This window comes from Trabulsiella odontotermitis, assembly GCF_001188485.1.
GTDB lineage: Bacteria > Pseudomonadota > Gammaproteobacteria > Enterobacterales > Enterobacteriaceae > Trabulsiella > Trabulsiella odontotermitis_A.
The window spans coordinates 97539-116733 of the sequence record NZ_JNGH01000083.1; the positions used below are offsets into that span (position 1 = coordinate 97539).

Annotated in this window: 19 protein-coding genes and 3 pseudogenes; 19 read left to right on the plus strand and 3 right to left on the minus strand. The window is 56.0% G+C overall.

The window, feature by feature from the left end:
* Nucleotide 1 precedes the first annotated feature (1 nt).
* The 3 genes and pseudogenes from GM30_RS10880 to GM30_RS10890 all read left to right on the plus strand — a co-directional run bounded on the left by GM30_RS10880 (nt 2) and on the right by GM30_RS10890 (nt 1129).
* Nucleotides 2–327: pseudogene (locus GM30_RS10880) on the plus strand (gamma-glutamylcyclotransferase family protein).
* Nucleotides 328–533: 206 nt separating this feature from the next.
* Nucleotides 534–785, plus strand: coding sequence for an AbrB/MazE/SpoVT family DNA-binding domain-containing protein (locus GM30_RS10885; protein WP_049848634.1), 252 nt, complete (start codon nt 534–536; stop codon nt 783–785).
* Complete coding sequence (locus GM30_RS10890; protein WP_049848635.1) at nt 779–1129, plus strand: type II toxin-antitoxin system ChpB family toxin; 351 nt, start codon at nt 779–781, stop codon at nt 1127–1129. Before GM30_RS10885 ends, GM30_RS10890 begins: the two co-directional genes overlap by 7 nt.
* 59 nt (nt 1130–1188) lie before the next feature.
* Here the strand turns inward: GM30_RS10890 and ppa are convergent, their stop codons facing one another.
* Entirely contained in the window at nt 1189–1716 is a 528-nt protein-coding gene (ppa, locus tag GM30_RS10895; protein ID WP_049848636.1) for an inorganic diphosphatase, read from the minus strand.
* Between the two features lie 305 nt (nt 1717–2021).
* On the opposite strand from ppa, the gene ytfQ reads away from it, so the two are divergent.
* From ytfQ to GM30_RS10920, 5 genes and pseudogenes are all read left to right on the plus strand, one after another.
* On the plus strand, nt 2022–2978 hold the full coding sequence (gene ytfQ / locus GM30_RS10900) for a galactofuranose ABC transporter, galactofuranose-binding protein YtfQ (protein ID WP_049848637.1): 957 nt from the start codon (nt 2022–2024) through the stop codon (nt 2976–2978).
* A 107-nt stretch (nt 2979–3085) separates the two neighbouring features.
* Nucleotides 3086–4591 carry a galactofuranose ABC transporter, ATP-binding protein YtfR gene (gene ytfR / locus GM30_RS10905; RefSeq protein ID WP_049848638.1) on the plus strand — a complete coding sequence of 502 codons (1506 nt, stop codon included), beginning with the start codon at nt 3086–3088 and terminating at the stop codon, nt 4589–4591.
* Nucleotides 4592–4604: 13 nt separating this feature from the next.
* Nucleotides 4605–5589 (plus strand): annotated as a pseudogene (ytfT, locus tag GM30_RS10910) (galactofuranose ABC transporter, ATP-binding protein YtfT).
* Nucleotides 5576–6571, plus strand: a complete 996-nt coding sequence (gene yjfF / locus GM30_RS10915) for a galactofuranose ABC transporter, permease protein YjfF (RefSeq protein ID WP_049848639.1) — start codon at nt 5576–5578, stop codon at nt 6569–6571. Before ytfT ends, yjfF begins: the two are co-directional and overlap by 14 nt.
* A gap of 91 nt (nt 6572–6662) precedes the next feature.
* Entirely contained in the window at nt 6663–8234 is a 1572-nt protein-coding gene (locus GM30_RS10920; protein WP_049848640.1) for a methyl-accepting chemotaxis protein, read from the plus strand.
* A 52-nt stretch (nt 8235–8286) separates the two neighbouring features.
* Here GM30_RS10920 and fbp read toward each other — a convergent pair whose 3' ends face one another.
* Nucleotides 8287–9285: a class 1 fructose-bisphosphatase gene (fbp, locus tag GM30_RS10925; protein WP_049848641.1), complete on the minus strand. Its 999-nt coding sequence runs from the start codon at nt 9283–9285 to the stop codon at nt 8287–8289.
* Nucleotides 9286–9460: 175 nt separating this feature from the next.
* On the opposite strand from fbp, the pseudogene mpl reads away from it, so the two are divergent.
* Nucleotides 9461–10782, plus strand: a pseudogene (gene mpl / locus GM30_RS10930) (UDP-N-acetylmuramate:L-alanyl-gamma-D-glutamyl-meso-diaminopimelate ligase).
* Nucleotides 10783–10819: 37 nt separating this feature from the next.
* Here mpl and yjgA read toward each other — a convergent pair.
* Nucleotides 10820–11371 (minus strand): ribosome biogenesis factor YjgA, encoded by a 552-nt coding sequence (yjgA, locus tag GM30_RS10935; RefSeq protein ID WP_049848642.1) that lies wholly within the window; start codon nt 11369–11371, stop codon nt 10820–10822.
* Nucleotides 11372–11466: 95 nt separating this feature from the next.
* Between yjgA and pmbA the strand changes: the two genes are divergently transcribed.
* The 10 genes from pmbA to dagF all read left to right on the plus strand — a co-directional run bounded on the left by pmbA (nt 11467) and on the right by dagF (nt 19167).
* Nucleotides 11467–12819 carry a metalloprotease PmbA gene (gene pmbA, locus GM30_RS10940; RefSeq protein WP_049848643.1) on the plus strand — a complete coding sequence of 451 codons (1353 nt, stop codon included), beginning with the start codon at nt 11467–11469 and terminating at the stop codon, nt 12817–12819.
* A 54-nt stretch (nt 12820–12873) separates the two neighbouring features.
* Entirely contained in the window at nt 12874–13263 is a 390-nt protein-coding gene (gene cybC / locus GM30_RS10945; protein WP_049848644.1) for a cytochrome b562, read from the plus strand.
* A 417-nt stretch (nt 13264–13680) separates the two neighbouring features.
* A complete protein-coding gene (locus tag GM30_RS10950) occupies nt 13681–14019 on the plus strand; it encodes a glycine dehydrogenase (RefSeq protein WP_124965936.1) in 339 nt (112 codons plus the stop codon).
* 10 nt (nt 14020–14029) lie between these two features.
* The gene (locus GM30_RS10955; RefSeq protein WP_038156178.1) at nt 14030–14392 is read left to right on the plus strand and encodes an SFCGS family glycine-rich protein; all 363 of its coding nucleotides are present in this window, start codon (nt 14030–14032) and stop codon (nt 14390–14392) included.
* Between the two features lie 2 nt (nt 14393–14394).
* Entirely contained in the window at nt 14395–14694 is a 300-nt protein-coding gene (locus tag GM30_RS10960) for a DUF4312 family protein (protein ID WP_049848646.1), read from the plus strand.
* Nucleotides 14695–14716: 22 nt separating this feature from the next.
* Nucleotides 14717–15493: a DUF4311 domain-containing protein gene (locus tag GM30_RS10965; RefSeq protein ID WP_049848647.1), complete on the plus strand. Its 777-nt coding sequence runs from the start codon at nt 14717–14719 to the stop codon at nt 15491–15493.
* A 12-nt stretch (nt 15494–15505) separates the two neighbouring features.
* Entirely contained in the window at nt 15506–16150 is a 645-nt protein-coding gene (locus tag GM30_RS10970; RefSeq protein WP_049848648.1) for a DUF4310 family protein, read from the plus strand.
* A gap of 44 nt (nt 16151–16194) precedes the next feature.
* On the plus strand, nt 16195–17328 hold the full coding sequence (locus GM30_RS10975) for an amidohydrolase/deacetylase family metallohydrolase (protein WP_049848649.1): 1134 nt from the start codon (nt 16195–16197) through the stop codon (nt 17326–17328).
* On the plus strand, nt 17312–18430 hold the full coding sequence (locus GM30_RS10980; protein WP_049848650.1) for a DgaE family pyridoxal phosphate-dependent ammonia lyase: 1119 nt from the start codon (nt 17312–17314) through the stop codon (nt 18428–18430). The genes GM30_RS10975 and GM30_RS10980 overlap by 17 nt, the downstream gene beginning before the upstream one ends.
* Nucleotides 18427–19167 carry a 2-dehydro-3-deoxy-phosphogluconate aldolase gene (gene dagF / locus GM30_RS10985; protein WP_049848651.1) on the plus strand — a complete coding sequence of 247 codons (741 nt, stop codon included), beginning with the start codon at nt 18427–18429 and terminating at the stop codon, nt 19165–19167. Before GM30_RS10980 ends, dagF begins: the two co-directional genes overlap by 4 nt.
* Nucleotides 19168–19195 lie beyond the last annotated feature (28 nt).

Sequence of the window (19195 nt, forward strand, 5' to 3'; positions counted from 1 at the left end):
AATGCGAATATTTGTTTACGGCAGTTTACGACGCAAACAAGGCAACAGCCACTGGATGACCAACGCCCAGTGGCTGGGGGGGCACCATGNNGTCTGGGCCACTATCCAGGCGCGGTGCCGGGAAAGGGCACAGTACAGGGTGAAGTTTATCGTATCGACGCCTCGACCCTTGCCGAGCTTGATGCGCTGCGCACCAAGGGCGGAGAGTACGCTCGCCATTTGATTCAGACACCGTACGGAAGTGCATGGATGTACGTGTACCAACGTCCGGTCGACGGGTTAACGCTGATTGAAAGCGGGAACTGGTTAAACAGAAACCAGAACTAAAAAAACGCGCCACCTTCGGGTGGCGTCGTTTTTTTGCGATCCTCTGCACATTTTTTTCTGCAATAAAATTACCTTCACTTCCTCGCCGGACAGCGCCTTCAGCTTTCATTTTTTGTCTGAATTCAACGCTGGTTTTCTTTTGTGGCGAAGCACACAATGCCATCTCCGCTTTCTGGGTTATACTTTGTCTAACTCTGGAGGACGAGATGCGTATAACCATTAAGAAATGGGGAAACAGTGCAGGCATGGTGATTCCCGGTGCAGTGATGAAAGAACTCGGCTTAACGCCGGGACAAAGCATGGAGGTGATGGTGAAAGATAAACAACTGGTGCTCACGCCAGTCAGCAAACGCTATTCGCTGGACGAGCTGCTGGCGCAATGTGATATGAGCGCACCGGCTATTCGTGAAGAGGATATCTGGGGCAACGATGGTCCTGTTGGTGACGAAGTATGGTAACGCGCCCGCATTATCAGCGGGGCGACATCGTCATCGTGGGGTTTGATCCCGCGAGCGGGCATGAGCAGAAAGGCGCAGGCAGGCCAGCGCTCGTGCTGTCGACGCAAGCGTTCAATCAGCTCGGCACCGTACTGGTTGCGCCTATCACGCAGGGCGGGAGTTTCGCGCGTTATGCGGGTTTTACCGTACCGGTGAGCACTACCGATGGTGATGTGCATGGCGTGGTACTGGTTAATCAGTTGCGCATGTTAGATCTTCACGCCCGACAGGCGAAAAAGGTGGCAACTGCGACGGGGGAAGTGATTGAAGACGTGTTACTACGCGTACAAGCGATTATTGACTGACCTCGTAAAGCAAAAACACCGCCCGGAGGCGGTGTTTTAACATTCAGCAGCGGGAAGAATTACTTCTTAGCGCGTTCGAAAGAGGCGATGATTTCAGCTTTAGCCGCTTCAGCGTCGGCCCAGCCTTCCACTTTCACCCATTTGCCTTTTTCCAGATCTTTATAGTGCTCGAAGAAGTGAGCGATCTGCGCTTTCAGCAGTTCCGGCAGGTCGTTCACATCTTTAATGTGATCGTATTCTTTGCTCAGTTTGGTGTGCGGTACCGCAACCAGTTTCGCATCTTCACCGGCTTCGTCCGTCATTTTCAGTACGCCAACCGGGCGGCAGCGAACCACGGAACCTGGCTGCAGCGGGTACGGGGTCGGAACCAGCACGTCTACCGGGTCACCGTCCAGAGACAGGGTGTGGTTGATGTAACCATAGTTGCACGGGTAGAACATCGCAGTAGACATGAAGCGGTCAACGAACAGTGCTCCTGTCTCTTTGTCGATTTCGTATTTGATAGGATCTGCGTTAGCCGGAATTTCGATAACGACGTAGATATCTTCTGGCAGATCTTTACCCGCCGGGACGTTGAGTAAGCTCATGTCTGTTTCCTTAAAAATGTGAGGCAATCTTGTGCCCGGTATTATAGCCAACTCATCAGGAATGTCTTCGCCTGTTTTCCGTTTCATCGCACTGATAGTGTTCTTTTCAGACGAATTTTATGGCAAAAAAATCCATAAACTCAGCCGCTTTTTTCATAGTGAAATGAAAACGATTACAAATATGTGATTAACATTTTATCCACTTTTCTGAAGTGTGATGTAACGCATTCTGTTACATTCCGGCTTGTCTATATTTATCCCGCAGGCGAAGTTTTATCCAACAATAACCCTACGAGGATACCTTTATGTGGAAGCGCTTACTTCTTGTCACAGCAGTTTCCGCAGCCATGTCGTCTATGGTGATGGCTGCTCCTTTGACCGTAGGATTTTCGCAGGTCGGTTCTGAGTCCGGCTGGCGAGCCGCTGAAACCAACGTCGCGAAAAGTGAAGCCCAAAAACGCGGCATCACGCTGAAAATCGCTGATGGACAGCAAAAACAGGAAAACCAGATCAAAGCCGTACGCTCCTTTATCGCTCAGGGCGTCGACGCTATCTTCATCGCGCCAGTGGTGGCAACGGGCTGGGAACCGGTGCTGAAAGAGGCGAAAGAGGCAAAAATCCCGGTGTTCCTGCTCGACCGTTCTATTGATGTAAAAGACGATTCTCTCTATATGACCACCGTGACCGCCAACAACGTGCTGGAAGGTCAGTTGATTGGCGACTGGCTGATCAAGACCGTTGACGGCAAGCAGTGTAACGTCGTGGAACTGCAGGGGACGGTTGGCGCGAGCGTTGCGATCGACCGTAAGAAAGGTTTCGCGGAAGCGATCGCCAAAGCCCCGAATATCAAGATTATCCGTTCTCAGTCTGGCGACTTTACCCGCAGTAAAGGGAAAGAAGTCATGGAGAGCTTCATCAAAGCGGAAAACAACGGCAAGAATATTTGCATGGTTTACGCCCATAACGATGACATGGTGATCGGTGCGATTCAGGCTATCAAAGAAGCGGGTCTGAAGCCGGGCAAAGATATCCTCACGGGCTCCATCGACGGCGTGCCGGATATCTATAAAGCGATGATTGCCGGGGAAGCGAACGCCAGCGTAGAGCTGACGCCGAATATGGCTGGCCCGGCGTTTGATGCGCTTGAGAAGTTCAAGAAAGACGGCACTATGCCGGAGAAAGTCACGCTGACCAAATCGACGCTCTACCTGCCTGACACGGCGAAAGAAGAGTTAGAGAAGAAGAAAAATATGGGTTACTGATTGTGGATCACCCCTTACCCTGGCCCTCTCCCCTGAGGGGAGAGGCGTCGCAGGCTCTCTCCCTTTTTGGAAGCGGGTCAGGGTAGGGAACCTTGGGGGAGCCGGTAATGACTGAATCAATCCATCATCAGGAGATCCTGCGAACGGAAGGCCTGAGCAAATTCTTCCCCGGCGTGAAGGCATTAGATAATGTCGACTTCAGTCTGCGGCGTGGTGAAATCATGGCGCTGCTGGGCGAAAACGGCGCGGGGAAATCTACGCTCATCAAAGCCCTGACCGGGGTTTATCATGCCGATCGCGGCACCATCTGGCTGGAAGGTCAGCCAATCTCACCAAAAAATACCGCACATGCTCAGCAACTGGGCATCGGTACCGTCTATCAGGAAGTGAACCTGCTGCCGAACATGTCGGTGGCGGATAACCTGTTTATTGGTCGCGAACCGCGCCGTTTCGGCTTCCTGCGGCGCAAAGAGATGGAAAAACGCGCCACCGATCTGATGGCCTCTTACGGTTTTTCCCTCGACGTTCGCGAACCGCTTAACCGTTTTTCGGTGGCGATGCAGCAGATCGTGGCGATCTGTCGTGCTATTGATCTCTCCGCCAAAGTGCTGATCCTCGACGAACCGACCGCCAGTCTCGACACCAAAGAAGTTGAGATGCTGTTCGGCCTGATGCGCCAGCTGCGCGATCAGGGCGTCAGCCTGATCTTCGTCACCCATTTTCTCGATCAGGTTTACCAGGTCAGCGATCGCATTACCGTGCTACGTAACGGCGGTTTCGTCGGCTGCCGGGAAACCCGCGAACTGCCGCAAATTGAACTGGTGAAAATGATGCTGGGGCGTGAACTTGAGCATCAGGCGCTACAGCGCGCCGGGCGCACGTTGCTCAGTGAAAAACCGGTGGCAGCGTTTGAAGGCTTTGGCAAAAAAGGCACCATCGATCCCTTTGATTTACAGGTTCGCCCTGGTGAAATCGTCGGGCTGGCGGGCCTGTTAGGCTCCGGTCGTACCGAAACCGCAGAAGTTATTTTCGGCATCAAGCCTGCCGACAGCGGCACGGCGTGGGTCAAAGGGAAAAAGCAGCTTTTGCGGTCGCCGCATCAGGCGTCCTGCCTCGGCATCGGATTCTGCCCGGAAGATCGCAAAACCGATGGCATTATTGCGGCGGCGTCCGTCAGGGAAAATATCATTCTGGCATTGCAGGCGCAGCGCGGCTGGTTACGGCCAATCCCGCGGCGCGAACAACATGAGATCACCGAACGTTTTATTCGCCAGCTTGGCATCCGTACGCCCAGCGGGGAGCAGCCGATTGAGTTTCTCTCCGGCGGCAACCAGCAAAAAGTGCTGCTCTCCCGCTGGCTTTTGACCCGCCCGCAGTTTCTGATCCTCGACGAACCAACGCGCGGTATTGACGTGGGCGCGCACGCCGAAATTATCCGCCTGATAGAAACCCTGTGCGCCGACGGGCTGGCGCTGCTGGTGATCTCGTCTGAGCTGGAGGAACTGGTGGGTTATGCCGACAGGGTGATTATCATGCGCGATCGTAAGCAAGTCGCGGAGATCCCGCTGGATGCGCTCTCGGTCCCGGCGATCATGAATGCTATTGCGGCATAAGGAGTAAACCGTGATGCCTCAATCCCTTCCGCAAACGGACGCCGCAAAGCGCCGTTTCCGCTGGCCCACCGGGATGCCGCAAATTGTGGCGCTGATTCTGGTGCTGGTGGTCGACAGCCTGGTGGCGCCGCATTTCTTCCAGGTGGTGCTTCAGGACGGGCGCCTGTTCGGTAGCCCGATTGATATTCTTAACCGCGCCGCCCCGGTCGCGCTGCTTGCCATTGGCATGACGCTGGTGATCGCCACCGGCGGCATTGACCTGTCCGTGGGGGCGGTGATGGCCATCGCGGGCGCCACGGCGGCATCGATGGCCGTGGCCGGGCACTCGCTGCCAGTGANTGTGGAACGGCATTCTGGTGGCGATACTCAAAATCCAGCCTTTCGTCGCCACGCTGATCCTGATGGTCGCCGGGCGTGGCGTGGCGCAACTGATCACCGCCGGGCAAATCGTCACCTTTGACGCGCCACATCTGTCGTGGATCGGCAGCGGCAATATGCTGCTGTTCCCGACACCGGTGATCATCGCGCTGGTAACGCTGATTGTCTTCTGGCTGTTCACCCGCAAAACCGCGCTGGGGATGTTTATCGAAGCGGTGGGTATCAACATTCGCGCGGCGAAAAACGCCGGGGTGAATACCCGCATTGTGGTGATGCTGACCTATGTGCTGAGCGGCGTCTGTGCGGCAATTGCCGGGACCATCGTCGCCGCAGATATTCGTGGCGCTGATGCCAACAACGCCGGGCTGTGGCTGGAGCTGGACGCTATTCTGGCGGTGGTCATCGGCGGCGGCTCGCTGATGGGCGGGCGCTTTAATCTGTTGCTGTCGGTCGTCGGGGCGCTGATTATTCAGGGCATGAATACCGGCATCCTGCTTTCCGGCTTCCCACCGGAGCTCAACCAGGTGGTGAAAGCGGTGGTGGTGCTCTGCGTCCTGATCGTCCAGTCGCCGCGTTTTATCAGCTTACTGAAAAGGATCCGCCGCCATGATCAAACGTAATTTACCGCTGATGATTACGCTCGGGGTGTTTATCCTTGGCTATATCTACTGCCTGACGCAGTTCCCGGGATTTGCCTCGACGCGTGTGATCTGCAATATCCTGACTGATAACGCTTTTCTGGGGATTATTGCCGTCGGCATGACCTTCGTGATCCTCTCCGGTGGCATCGATCTTTCCGTCGGTTCAGTGATCGCCTTCACCGGCGTGTTTCTGGCAAAAGCGATCGGCTTCTGGGGGATCTCGCCGCTGCTGGCGTTTCCACTGGTGCTGGCGATGGGCTGCGCCTTTGGCGCGTTCATGGGGCTGTTGATCGACGCACTCAAAATTCCGGCATTTATCATCACCCTCGCCGGGATGTTCTTCCTGCGCGGCGTCAGTTATCTGGTCTCGGAAGAGTCGATTCCGATTAACCATCCGGTGTACGACACGCTCTCCGATCTCGCCTGGACCATTCCTGGCGGCGGTCGCCTGAGCGCGATGGGTCTGCTGATGTTGTTTGTCGTGGTGATAGGGATTTTTCTCGCACATCGCACGCGCTTTGGGAATCAGGTGTATGCCATCGGCGGTAGCGCGACGTCGGCTAATCTGATGGGGATTTCCACGCGCAGCACCACCATTCGCATCTATATGCTCTCTACCGGGCTGGCGACGCTGGCGGGCATTGTCTTCTCGGTCTATACCCAGGCGGGCTATGCGCTGGCGGGCGTTGGCGTGGAGCTGGACGCGATCGCCTCGGTGGTGATTGGCGGCACGCTGCTCAGCGGCGGCGTCGGTACGGTGTTGGGCACGCTGTTCGGCGTGGGGATTCAGGGGCTGATCCAGACTTATATTAACTTTGACGGCACGCTCAGTTCGTGGTGGACGAAGATCGCCATCGGCATTTTGTTATTCATTTTCATTGCCCTGCAGCGTGGCCTGACGGTCCTGTGGGAAAATCGCCAGAGCTCGCCTGTGACGCGGGTTGACGCAACAACCCGGTAACATATTGAAATCGCATTAAAACTAAACTTTTTCCGGTAGCAGCCGATAAATTTATTTTATGCCGAAGTCCCCTGCTACCGGAAATAACATCATGCTAAAAACGCTATCGATTCGAACCGGCCTGCTTTCTGTCCTCGCCGTGATGACGCTCCTGCTGTTGCTGGTGAGCGGCATGGGCATTTATGCCCTCTCTCAAAGTTCCTCCTCTTTGCAGCGCATCAATCAGCTCCAGGGCGAGCAGATGGTGCGTCTCAACGAAGGTTATACCCTGATTTTGCGCGCGCGTAACGAAGCGGGTCAGGCGGTGCGTCTGATGGAAATCGGGATGCTGGATGACGCCACCAAAGCGGTCAAAAATATCAATACGGAAGTGGCGCAGGCGCAGAAAGTATTATCCGCCGTGTTCAGTACGCCGATGCAGGATGAGCAGGGCGATCAACTGTTGAAAACGGTCGCTGGCAGCTACGCCAGCTACAGCGAACAGGGACTCAAGCCGATGCTGGACGCGCTGAACAAACAGAGCGCGGACGGCTATTATGATCTGCTGGAGAAAAACCTGATCCCGGTTTCCCGCCAGTTTGATAACGACATGCAGGCGTTTCAGGCGTGGGTTGATCAGCGTGGCAAAGCCGAGGTCAGCGCCGTGCAGAGCAGCAAAAATCGCGTGATGTTGTTTATCGTCGTCGTCGCGCTGCTGACCGCCGGGGTGATTGTGCTGGCCTGGATGGCGCTGCGCCAGATGCTGCTTAAGCCGCTGAATGCCTCTATCGCTCAGTTAGAGCACGTTGCCGCCGGGGATCTCACCTGGGAAACTGACAAACAGGCGAGCCACGAAATTAACCGCCTCAACGCGGCGATCGACGAAATGCGTCAGTCGCTGATGACCTCTGTATCACGCGTGCGCGACGCCAGCTCACAAATTGACACCGGCAGCCGTGAACTGGCGGCGGGTAACATGCACCTGGCGCAGCGGACGGAATCCACGGCGACGTCGCTCGAACAGACGGCGGCCAGCATGGAGGAGATCACCGCCACAGTGAAGCAGAACGCCGACAACGCAGAACAGGCGCACCAGATGGCGAAAGCGGTCTCTGATACCGCCGACCGTGGCAGCGAAATGGTCTGCTACGTCATTGAAAAAATGCGTGATATTGCCAGCAGTTCCGATCGTATCGCCGATATCCTCAGCGTTATTGACGGCATCGCCTTCCAGACGAATATTCTGGCGCTCAACGCTTCGGTGGAAGCGGCGCGTGCGGGCGAGCAGGGCCGTGGGTTTGCGGTGGTTGCCGGTGAAGTGCGTATTCTGGCAAGCCGCAGTGCGGATGCCGCGAAAGAAATTCGTCAGCTGATCAGCGATTCCCGCAGTCACGTGGGTGAAGGGAGCGAGCTGGCTCAGCAGGCGGGTGAAACGATGGATGAAATCGCCACCGAAGTGCTGCGCATGACCAAACTGATGCGTGAAATCGCCAGCGCGTCGCAGGAGCAGAGCCGCGGTATTGAACAGGTGAATATCGCCGTCAGCCAGATGGACGAAACGGCGCAGCAAAACGCGGCGCTGGTGCAGCAGTCGTCCGCGGCAACGCGTTCGCTCGAAGAGCAATCGCAGGAGCTGCTTGAAGCGATGGCGTCGTTCAGATTACAGAGCGCAGGCGCGATCTGAGTGTCAAAGTCTGACCCTCTCCCTGTCGGGAAGAGGGTCAGCAACGCAGACATTACGCGTCCGGGAACTCGCGAATAAAGCGTTCCACATCTTCCACCATATGGCAGGTGCCGACGAAGAACGGACGGCGCTGGTGCAGGCTGTCCGGAATAATATCCAGAATACGCCCGATACCGTCGCTGGCTTTACCGCCTGCCTGTTCGGCAAGGAAAGCCATCGGGTTGCACTCGTACAGCAGGCGCAGTTTACCTTGTGGATGGCTGGCGGTGCTCGGGTAGAGATAAATCCCACCTTTCAACAGGTTACGGTGGAAATCCGCGACCAGCGAACCGATATAACGTGAGGTATACGGGCGTTGGGTGGCCTTGTCTTCTTCCTGACAGAACTTGATGTACTTCTTCACGCCCATCGGGAATTTAATGTAGTTGCCTTCGTTGATGGAGTAGGTATTGCCTTTCTCCGGGAAGCGCATACGCTCCTGGCTCAGGCAAAAGACGCCCAGCGACGGATCGTAGGTAAAGGCGTGCACACCGCAGCCAGTGGTATAAACCAGCATGGTGGAGGAGCCGTAAACCACGTACCCGGCAGCCACCTGCTTGTTGCCCGGTTGCAGGAAATCCTCTTCAGTCACCGGGGTGCCGACCGGCGTTACGCGGCGGTAGATTGAAAAAATGGTGCCAACAGAAACGTTAACATCAATGTTGGATGAGCCATCCAGCGGATCCATCAGCACGACGTATTTCGCGTGCTCACAGCCTTCAAAGACCACGATCTCGTCTTCTTCTTCCGACGCGATACCTGCGACGATATCGCGCGCCTTCAGTGCAGCTTTCAGTTTTTCGTTTGCGAACAGATCGAGCTTCTGCTGAACCTCGCCCTGCACGTTTTCAGCACCGCTGGCACCCAGGATATCGACCAGACCGGCTTTATTGATATCACGGTGGATAATCTTGGCGCCCAGTTTTATTGCCGACAGCAAAGCAGTGAGCTCACCGGTAGCATGAGAGAACTCGTGCTGCTTTTCGACAATAAATTCACCTAACGTTTTCATAACACTTTCCCTGCATTTTATGTGGAGTAAAGCGACCGCAACAATCTTAACAAAGATTCAAATAGTAGCGCACAGGTGAATCGCGCCAGCAAAATACGGATTTAACTGAAATGCGTTTCGCTGCTGTCGAACATATGAGTAAAATACGCGCCAGCTAAAAGAAAGGACGTAACGCATGCGTATTCATATTTTGGGAATTTGTGGCACTTTCATGGGTGGGCTGGCAATGCTGGCGCGTACCCTGGGTCACGAAGTGACGGGTTCGGACGCCAACGTGTATCCGCCAATGAGCACGTTACTGGAAAAACAAGGTATTGATTTAATTCAGGGTTACGATCCTGCTCAGCTCGATCCACAGCCGGATCTGGTGATTATCGGCAACGCCATGACGCGCGGTAATCCGTGCGTGGAAGCGGTGCTGGAGAAGAATATTCCGTACATGTCCGGGCCGCAGTGGCTGCATGATTTCGTGCTGCGCGATCGCTGGGTGCTGGCGATTGCCGGGACCCACGGCAAAACCACCACTGCCGGCATGGCGACCTGGATCTTAGAGGTCTGCGGCTACAAGCCGGGCTTTGTGATCGGCGGCGTACCGGGTAATTTCGAGGTGTCTGCCCGTCTTGGCGACAGCCCGTTCTTTGTCATCGAAGCAGACGAATATGACTGTGCCTTCTTCGACAAACGCTCTAAATTCGTGCATTACTGCCCGCGTACGCTGGTGCTCAACAACCTTGAGTTTGACCACGCGGACATCTTTGATGATCTGAAAGCGATTCAGAAACAGTTCCACCACCTGGTGCGCATCGTGCCGGGGCAGGGGCGCATTATCCTGCCGGAAAACGACATTAACCTGAAACAGGTGATGGCGATGGGCTGCTGGAGCGAGCAGGAGCTGGTAGGCGAGCAGGGGCACTGGCAGGCGAAAAAGCTGAACACTGACGCGTCCGAGTGGGACGTGCTGCTCGACGGCGAAATCGTGGGTCAGGTGAAGTGGACGCTGGTGGGCGAACACAACATGAACAACGGCCTGATGGCGATTGCCGCCGCGCGTCATGTGGGCGTTACGCCTGCCGATGCGGCCAACGCGCTGGGGTCGTTTATCAACGCCCGCCGCCGCCTTGAGCTGCGCGGTGAAGCCAACGGCGTCTGCGTGTATGACGATTTTGCCCATCACCCGACGGCAATCCTCGCAACGCTGCAGGCGCTGCGCGGCAAAGTGGGCGGTACGGCGCGGATTATCGCCGTGCTGGAGCCGCGTTCTAACACCATGAAAATGGGCATCAGCAAAAACGATCTGGCGCCGTCGCTGGGCCGCGCTGACGAAGTCTATTTGCTGCAGCCGCAGCATATTCCGTGGCAGGTGGCGGNCTGGTGGAGATGATTGTGAAATCCGCGCAGCCAGGCGATCACATTCTGGTGATGAGCAACGGCGGTTTTGGTGGGATCCATCAGAAACTGCTGGATGGTCTGGCGAAAAAAGCAGAAGTCACAGAGTAAAAATAAGCCCGGTGGCGCATTGCTACCGGGCCATCATTTACCCTTCGTTCTCTGCCAGCTCGCGCAGATACTGGAAAATCAGGCGCGCGGATTTCGGCGGCTTATTCCCTTCTTTTTCTTTCTGCGCATTGCGGATAAGCGTGCGCATTTGCTGACGATCGGCGTCCGGCCACAGGTTCAGCACTTCCGTCATTGCCTCGTCACCGTCGTCGATCAGGCGATCGCGGATTTGTTCCAGCTTGTGGAATAGCGCCACCTGCTGGTTATGGCGGTTTTTCAGCTTATCCAGCGCCTGGCGAATCGGATCGACATCGCGCTGACGCAGCATTTTGCCAATCAGCTGCAACTGACGGCGACGGCCTTCTTTCTTGATACGCTGTGCCAGCTCAATGGCGTCACGAAGATCCTGGTCGAGCGGGAGTTTATCCAGCGCGTTTTTACCCAGATCGACCATTTCCGCGCCAAGCTGTTTTAACTCTTCGGCGTCACGTTTAATTTCACTTTTACTGACCCAGATGATCTCATCATCTTCATCCTCGATGTCATCACCGGGCACATCGTCGAGCCAGTCTTTGGGCTGCTTGGTCATCTCAGGCTCCTTAAAAAAAGAGGCACATGTTACCAGTTAAGGCGCGCACTGGAAAACGGTTCTCTGTTAGACTTCATTGAAACTCTCTTTACATTATGGCATTGACGATGAAAGTAATCACACAAGTTGCAGAGCAGCGTAAAGCCCTGGAGGAAGCGGTCTCTACCGCGCTGGAACTGGCGTCGGGCAAGTCAGATGGCGCCGAAGTGTCGGTGTCGAAAACCACCGGGATTGGCGTTAGCACGCGCTACGGTGAAGTGGAGAATGTCGAATTCAACAGCGATGGCGCACTCGGCATTACGGTGTATCACCAGAACCGCAAAGGCAGCGCCTCGTCCACCGATTTAAGTCCGCAGGCGATTGCCCGCACCGTGCAGGCAGCGCTGGATATCGCCTGCTACACCTCCGCCGACCCTTACGCGGGCATTGCGGATAAAGATCTGCTGGCCTTTGACGCGCCGGATCTGGATCTTTTCCACCCGGCGGAAGTCTCCCCGGATGAGGCTATCGAACTGGCGGCCCGCGCTGAACAAACCTCGCTCAAAGCGGATAAACGCATTACCAATACCGAAGGCGGCAGCTTTAACAGTCACTACGGCATCAAAGTATTCGGCAACAGCCACGGCATGCTGCAAAGCTACTGCTCGACCCGCCATTCGCTCTCCAGCTGCGTGATCGCGGAAGAAAATGGCGAAATGGAGCGCGATTATGCGTACACCATCGGCCGGGCGATTGGCGATCTGAAATCCCCGGAATGGGTTGGTGAAGAGTGCGCGCGCCGCACGCTGGCGCGTCTGGCGCCGCGGAAACTGTCGACCATGAAAGCACCGGTGATTTTCGCCCATGAAGTGGCAACCGGGCTGTTTGGCCACCTGGTGGGCGCGATTGCCGGTGGCGCGGTGTACCGCAAATCTACCTTCCTGCTGGATTCGCTCGGCAAGCAGATCCTGCCGGAATGGCTGACCATTGAAGAGCATCCGCATCTGCTGAAAGGGTTGGCCTCCACGCCGTTCGACAGCGAGGGCGTACGCACTGAGCGCCGCGACATCATCAAAGACGGCATTCTCACCCAGTGGCTGCTGACCAACTATTCCGCACGCAAGCTGGGCCTCAGAAGTACCGGTCACGCAGGCGGCATTCACAACTGGCGCATTGCCGGGCGCGGCCTGAGTTTTGAAAAGTTGCTAAAAGAAATGGGCACCGGTCTTGTGGTGACGGAACTGATGGGGCAGGGTGTCAGTAGCGTAACGGGGGATTATTCCCGCGGTGCGTCTGGCTTTTGGGTTGAAAACGGCGAAATTCAATATCCGGTGAGCGAAATCACCATCGCCGGAAATCTAAAAGAGATGTGGCGCAATATTGTCACCATCGCCGACGATATTGAAACACGTAGCAATATTCAGTGTGGTTCTGTGCTGTTGCCGGAGATGAAAATCGCCGGGCAATGATTCACTTATTGGCGCGACCTGCCGCGCCGTTAATAACAAAAAAGGAAGTGAGCAATGCGTAAAAAACTCCTCGCGATGCTAGCGGTGTCTTCCCTCGTCCTCAGCACGGCAAACGTCTTTGCCGCCGATCTTGAAGACGATATGGATACCCTCAACGAGAACCTGAAGATTGTACAGAAGACCGATAACGCCGCGGACATGAAGGACGCGCTGAGCAAGATGCGCGCCGCCGCGCTGGATGCGCAGAAGCAGACGCCGCCGAAGCTGGAAGGCAAAGCGGCTGACAGCGCCGAAATGAAAGATTTCCGCCACGGCCTGGATACGCTGGTCGGGCAAATCGATGGCGCGCTGAAGCTGGCGAACGAAGGCAAAGTGAAAGAGGCGCAGGCTGCCGCTGACGGCTTTGTGACGACGCGCAATACCTACCATAAAAAGTACCGTTAAAAATGGATGCCTCCTTGCTTCTGCAGGTAAGGCGCTAACCTCCACGGTGCGACGTGAAGTTTAGGGCCCCATCTTGATTTATAGTCAGATGGGGCTTTCCACTTTCCGTCCCATGCCTGAGACGGAAAGTCTCAAGCACCCGCACGCATCTTAGCGTTTTTTCATAAGCAAACCTTATCGGCGTCACATTTTTACGAGAAGGCTCGCAAGGTTTTTCGCTGCACCACGCCCCGATTTGCCGTTAATCCCTGTGACATTCATCACGTAATTCCAGTCATTCGAACTTATTCACAGCAATTATGTGGCACAGATCACTGCTGCTGGTTTCCTTTCCACTTCGAAGTGGAAAACAACTGTCTACAAACTCCAGGTTCCCAACGCTACTTTTATCTCAGAGACATTAACGGGGTAAGACGAGTGATTAACGGAGCGGTAATGAACGACGTTGGGGACCAGGCAGTTCAGACAGAACAACTTGCCGATACCATGCTGAAGCAGACCTTTGCGCTGCTCAGCCGCCACAACATCCTCCCCAATGCAGTACAGGAGCAGATGCTGACCTCTCATGTCCGCGCGATGGCGCATCGGTCGGTGACCGGTGAACCACTGCCCGAAGTGGATGCCAGCCTGTTCGAAGAAATTTCACAAGATTCAATGACGCTTGCCCGAGAAGTGGTCGCGCAGTTCGGCAATCTCCCTGAAGAAGAAGCCTGGCTGCTCTCCGTTCACTTCGAAGTAGCGAAAGACAACCTCTAAGGAGCAAAAAATGGAACAGATTACCGTTGTGATTGGCGATCGCCTTGGCAAAGGACAGAAAGTGGCAGCAGGCGTTGAGAAAGCCGGTGGCCGTGCCGTGGTTGTTCCGGGCGTGGCAGCGGACATGAAACTTGGCGACGTGATGAAAGCGGAAAACGCCACCTTCGGCATCTCTTTCTGCGGTAGCGGCGGCGCGGGCGCGATTACGGCGCAAAACAAGTATGGCTACAAAGCGAAATACGGCATGCGTTCTGTGGACGAGGGCGTAACGGCCATCAATGAAGGCTGCAACGTTCTGGGCTTTGGCTTTATGGACAAAGAAGAGCTGGGCGAACGCCTGGTGGAAGCCTGGAAAAAGAAATACGGCGCGTAACTATGAAAGAGCAATTCACCACGACGGTGAAGGTTAAGGGCAAAGGCGATTCAAAAGCACGTGCTTTTTCCGATGCGCTTAACCATGTGCAAGCAGCGGTGATGAAAAGTTCACCGCACATTTTACTGCGTATTGAGCCACAGGATGTGCAAGTTGTTCATGCGCGTGAAGCGGTGCGTAAGGAAGCATTCTTGTTCTTCTTTTTGCGCCGGGAAAGACGGTCGTACAGCGTGGAGCTGGATGTCACCGTCAACGTGACCGCCATCAACCTCGACAGGGTAGATTTTGTCACGCAACGCTGATTCTTACTAAAAGGGCAGACTAATGTTCCTGATAATTTTAATAAAATCACTCATCATCGGTGCCCTCGTTGGCGTCGGCGTGGGTGCTGGGGCTGCACGCATGTTTCATGCGCCCACCACACAGGGGATGGGCGCGTTTCGTACGTTGGGGGAACTGAACTCTTGCGAAGGGGACCCGGCGTCTCACTTCTCCTTTGGGTTAGGCTTTTTCTTCAACGCGTGGGCCTCCTCTGTTGCGGCAGGTTCTTTCACACAGGACGTCGACCACCGCATTATTCCTAACTGGGGTGCGGCGGCACTGATGCTGAAAAACCGTAACGTCGGTGAAACGCTGCATGATCCGAAGAAAATGGCGATCGCCTGTGGCGTGATCGGCATGATCGTAGTGACCTTCCTTAACCTGACCGCCTCGTCCGTACCGGAAGCGCTACAGGTTACGGCGGTCAAAGTTCTCGTTCCGGCAGCAAACCTGCTGGTTAACACCGTGATGCCGGTGATCTTCTGGCTGGCGGCGATTGACGCGGGCAAGAAATCGGGCTTCTGGGCCACTGTTTTCGGCGGCGCAGCGCAGCTGATCATGGGCAACGCCGTGCCGGGTCTGGTACTGGGTATCCTCATCGGTAAGGGCGTTGAAGAAAGCGGCTGGCACCGTGTGACCAAAGTGATGATGGTGGCGATTGTCGCACTGTTCGTCCTGAGCGGCTTCTTCCGCGGCTTCGACATGAAGATGATCGAATCTTTCCATCTGACCGTCCCGAACTGGCTGGATGTGATCCATAACTCTCTCAGCGGTAAATAACAGGAGCCTGAAATGGAAGAGAAAAAAGGTTTTTGGTATGCCGACTGGTCATTCCCGATCTTTGTTGGCCTGCTCTCCTCCGGCGTGTTCGCCGGGACGCACATGTACTACCTGTACGGTATCGGCGCGTTTAACGAAGTGGCCTTCGTGGCCATGCTGAAAGCGGGTATTGATACCGGCGTCTACGGTGCGGTCGCCGCATTTGGCGCGAGCTTCCTGTTTGCGCGCATCATCGAAGGCTCTCTGGTGGGGATCCTGGATATTGGCGGTGCGATCCAGACCGGTGTTGGCCTTGGCGTCCCGGCCTTGTTGCTGGGCGCGGGGATCATGTTCCCGGTGACCAACTTTATTGCCTCGCTGATTACCGGCCTGGTGATTGGTCTGGCGATTGGCTACATCATTATTCTGGCGCGTAAGTTCACCATCAACCAGAGTGACTCCACCTACGGTGCAGACGTCATGATGGGTGCCGGTAACGCGTCAGGCCGCTTCCTGGGGCCGTTGATCATCCTCAGCGCGATGACCGCCTCCATTCCGATTGGCGTGGGATCGCTGATTGGCGCGCTGCTGTTCTACCTCTGGCAGAAACCGATCACCGGGGGCGCCATCCTGGGTGCCATGATCCTCGGCTCGATTTTCCCCATCGCCATCAGCTAATGTTTTACGGGCGCTTCGGCGCCCGCCTTCACAGGAGATAAGGTATGTTTGATTTACTCCTGCGCCGCGCGCGCCTCGTCGACGATACCCTGACCGATATCGCCATTCTGGACGGCAAAATCGCAGCGCTGGGCGACATCACCGCGCCCGCGAAAAAAATCGTTGAGCTTCACAGCGAGGTTTATGTCAGCGCAGGCTGGATTGATTCCCACGTCCACTGCTATCCAAAATCCCCGATTTACCATGATGAACCTGACAGCGTCGGCATCGCGACGGGCGTCACCACGGTCATCGACGCTGGCAGTACCGGTGCAGACGACATTGACGACTTTTATCAGCTGACCCGCCAGGCCAGCACCGACGTTTATGCACTGCTGAATATCTCCCGCGTCGGGCTGATTGCCCAGAACGAACTGTCGAACATGGCGAATATCGATGCCGGTGCGGTTCGCGACGCGGTGAAACGCCACCCTGATTTTATCGTCGGGCTGAAGGCGCGCATGAGCAGCAGCGTGGTCGGTGAAAATGGTATTACGCCGCTGGAGCGGGCGAAAAGCATCCAGAAAGAGAACGGCGATCTGCCGCTGATGGTGCATATTGGCAACAATCCTCCGAATCTTGATGACATCGCAGATCTGCTGACGTCCGGCGATATCATCACTCACTGCTATAACGGTAAACCAAACCGCATCCTGACGCCTGCGGGCGAGCTGCGTGCGTCCATTACGCGCGCCATTCAGCGCGGCGTGCGCCTCGACGTGGGCCACGGCACGGCCAGCTTCAGCTTTGAGGTGGCGCGTCGTGCCATCAGCATGGGCATTCTGCCGCACACTATTAGCTCTGATATTTACTGCCGCAATCGCATCGACGGCCCGGTGCGATCGCTGGCGAGCGTGATGTCGAAATTCCTCGCTATTGGCCTGTCGTTGCCGCAGGTGATTGCCTGCGTGACCGACCACGCCGCAGACGGGCTGCGTTTAACGCAGAAAGGCCGTCTGGCAACAGGCTTTGACGCTGACCTGACCCTCTTCACGCTGAAGCACGAACCCACCGTGATGGTGGATGCCGAAAACGACAGCCTGCAGGCTGACAATATTCTGGTGCCGCTGGCCGCCATTCGCGCGGGCAAGGGCTATATGACCGAACAAGGGAGCGCGGAACATGCCTTCGATTTTTGAAAAATATAATTTAAAACAAGTGATTAATACGTCCGGCCGCATGACGGCGCTGGGTGTCTCCACGCCGCGTCCGGACGTGGTTGAGGCTGTCATGAGCGGCATGAACCACTACTTTGAAATGAAAGATCTGGTCAACAAAACCGGGGAATACATTGCGAACCTGCTGGAAGTGGAAGGGGCGACCGTCGTCTCCTGTGCCTCCGCGGGGATCGCGCAGTCGGTGGCGGCGGTGCTGGTGAAAGACAGCGACTGGCTGCTGGAAAACCTCCACGTCACGCCGATTGAAAATAACGACATCGTGTTGCCGAAAGGCCACAACGTTAACTTTGGCGCGCCGGTCGGCACCATGGTCGCGCTCGGCGGCGGCAAGCTGGTGGAAGCGGGCTATGCCAACGAATGTTCTGCCGATCAGCTCTCGGCCGCCATCACTCCACGCACCGCGGCCATTCTGTATATCAAATCTCACCACTGCGTACAGAAAAGCATGCTCAGCGTTGAGCAGGCCGTGGTGGTGGCGCGCAAGCATAATCTGCCGCTGATTGTCGACGCGGCGGCGGAAGAAGATCTGCAGTGCTACTACCGCATGGGCGCCGATCTGGTGATCTACAGCGGGGCGAAAGCCATCGAAGGGCCGACCAGCGGTCTGGTGATCGGCAAAACGCAGTATGTCGAGTGGGTGAAGCGTCAGACGGCGGGCATTGGCCGGGCGATGAAAGTGGGTAAAGAGGGCATTCTCGGCCTGACCTGCGCCATCGAACATTACCTCACTGCCCGCAAAGAGAGCGGCGATGAGATGGTGGCGAAGATGACGCCGTTCATCAACCAGCTCAACACGCTGAATGGCGTCACCGCCCGCGTGGTCTGGGACAGCGCCGGACGCGACATCGCCCGTACCGAAATCAAATTTGATGAAGCCGTGACCAAAGTGGCGACCGGCGAGCTGGTTAACGCCCTCAAGCAGGGGCAGTACGCCATCTATTTCCGTGGATACAAAGCGAACGAAGGGATCATCGAAGCTGATGTGCGTAGCGTTAACGCCGATCAGCTGGAGATTGTTGCTCGCCGCATTAGCGAAGTTCTGAACAAGGAGAAAAAAGCATGAAACTGACCCCGAATTTCTATCGTGACCGTGTTTGCCTGAACGTGCTGGCAGGTAGCAAAGCCAACGCCAGCGCGATTTATGAAGCGGCAGAAGGCCACGTGCTGGTCGGTGTGCTCTCCAAAAATTACCCGGACGTCGCGACTGCGGTGGCGGATATGCGTGACTATGCTGCACTTATCGATAACGCGCTGTCCGTTGGCCTGGGGGCGGGCGATCCGAACCAGTCGGCAATGGTCAGTGAAATTTCGCGTCAGGTACAGCCGCAGCACGTTAACCAGGTATTCACCGGTGTGGCGACCAGCCGTGCGCTGCTGGGGCAGAACGACACCGTGGTGAACGGTCTGATTTCCCCGACCGGTACGCCGGGCAGGGTGAAAATCTCCACCGGCCCGCTGAGCAGCACCACGGCGGACGGCATCGTGCCGGTTGATACCGCCATTGCGCTGCTGAAAGACATGGGCGGTAGCTCGGTGAAATATTTCCCGATGGGTGGCCTGAAGTGCCGTGACGAATACAAAGCGGTAGCGGAAGCCTGCGCCCGTCATGATTTCTGGCTGGAACCGACCGGGGGCATCGATCTGGAAAATTTCGGTGAGATCCTGCAAATCGCCCTCGACGCGGGCGTTAGCAAAATCATTCCGCATATCTATAGTTCCATCATTGATAAAGCCAGTGGTGATACCCGCCCTGACGATGTACGCCAGCTGCTGGCGATGACCAAACAACGGGTTAAGTAACCTGCCCCTTCGCCCTCGCCGGACAGGA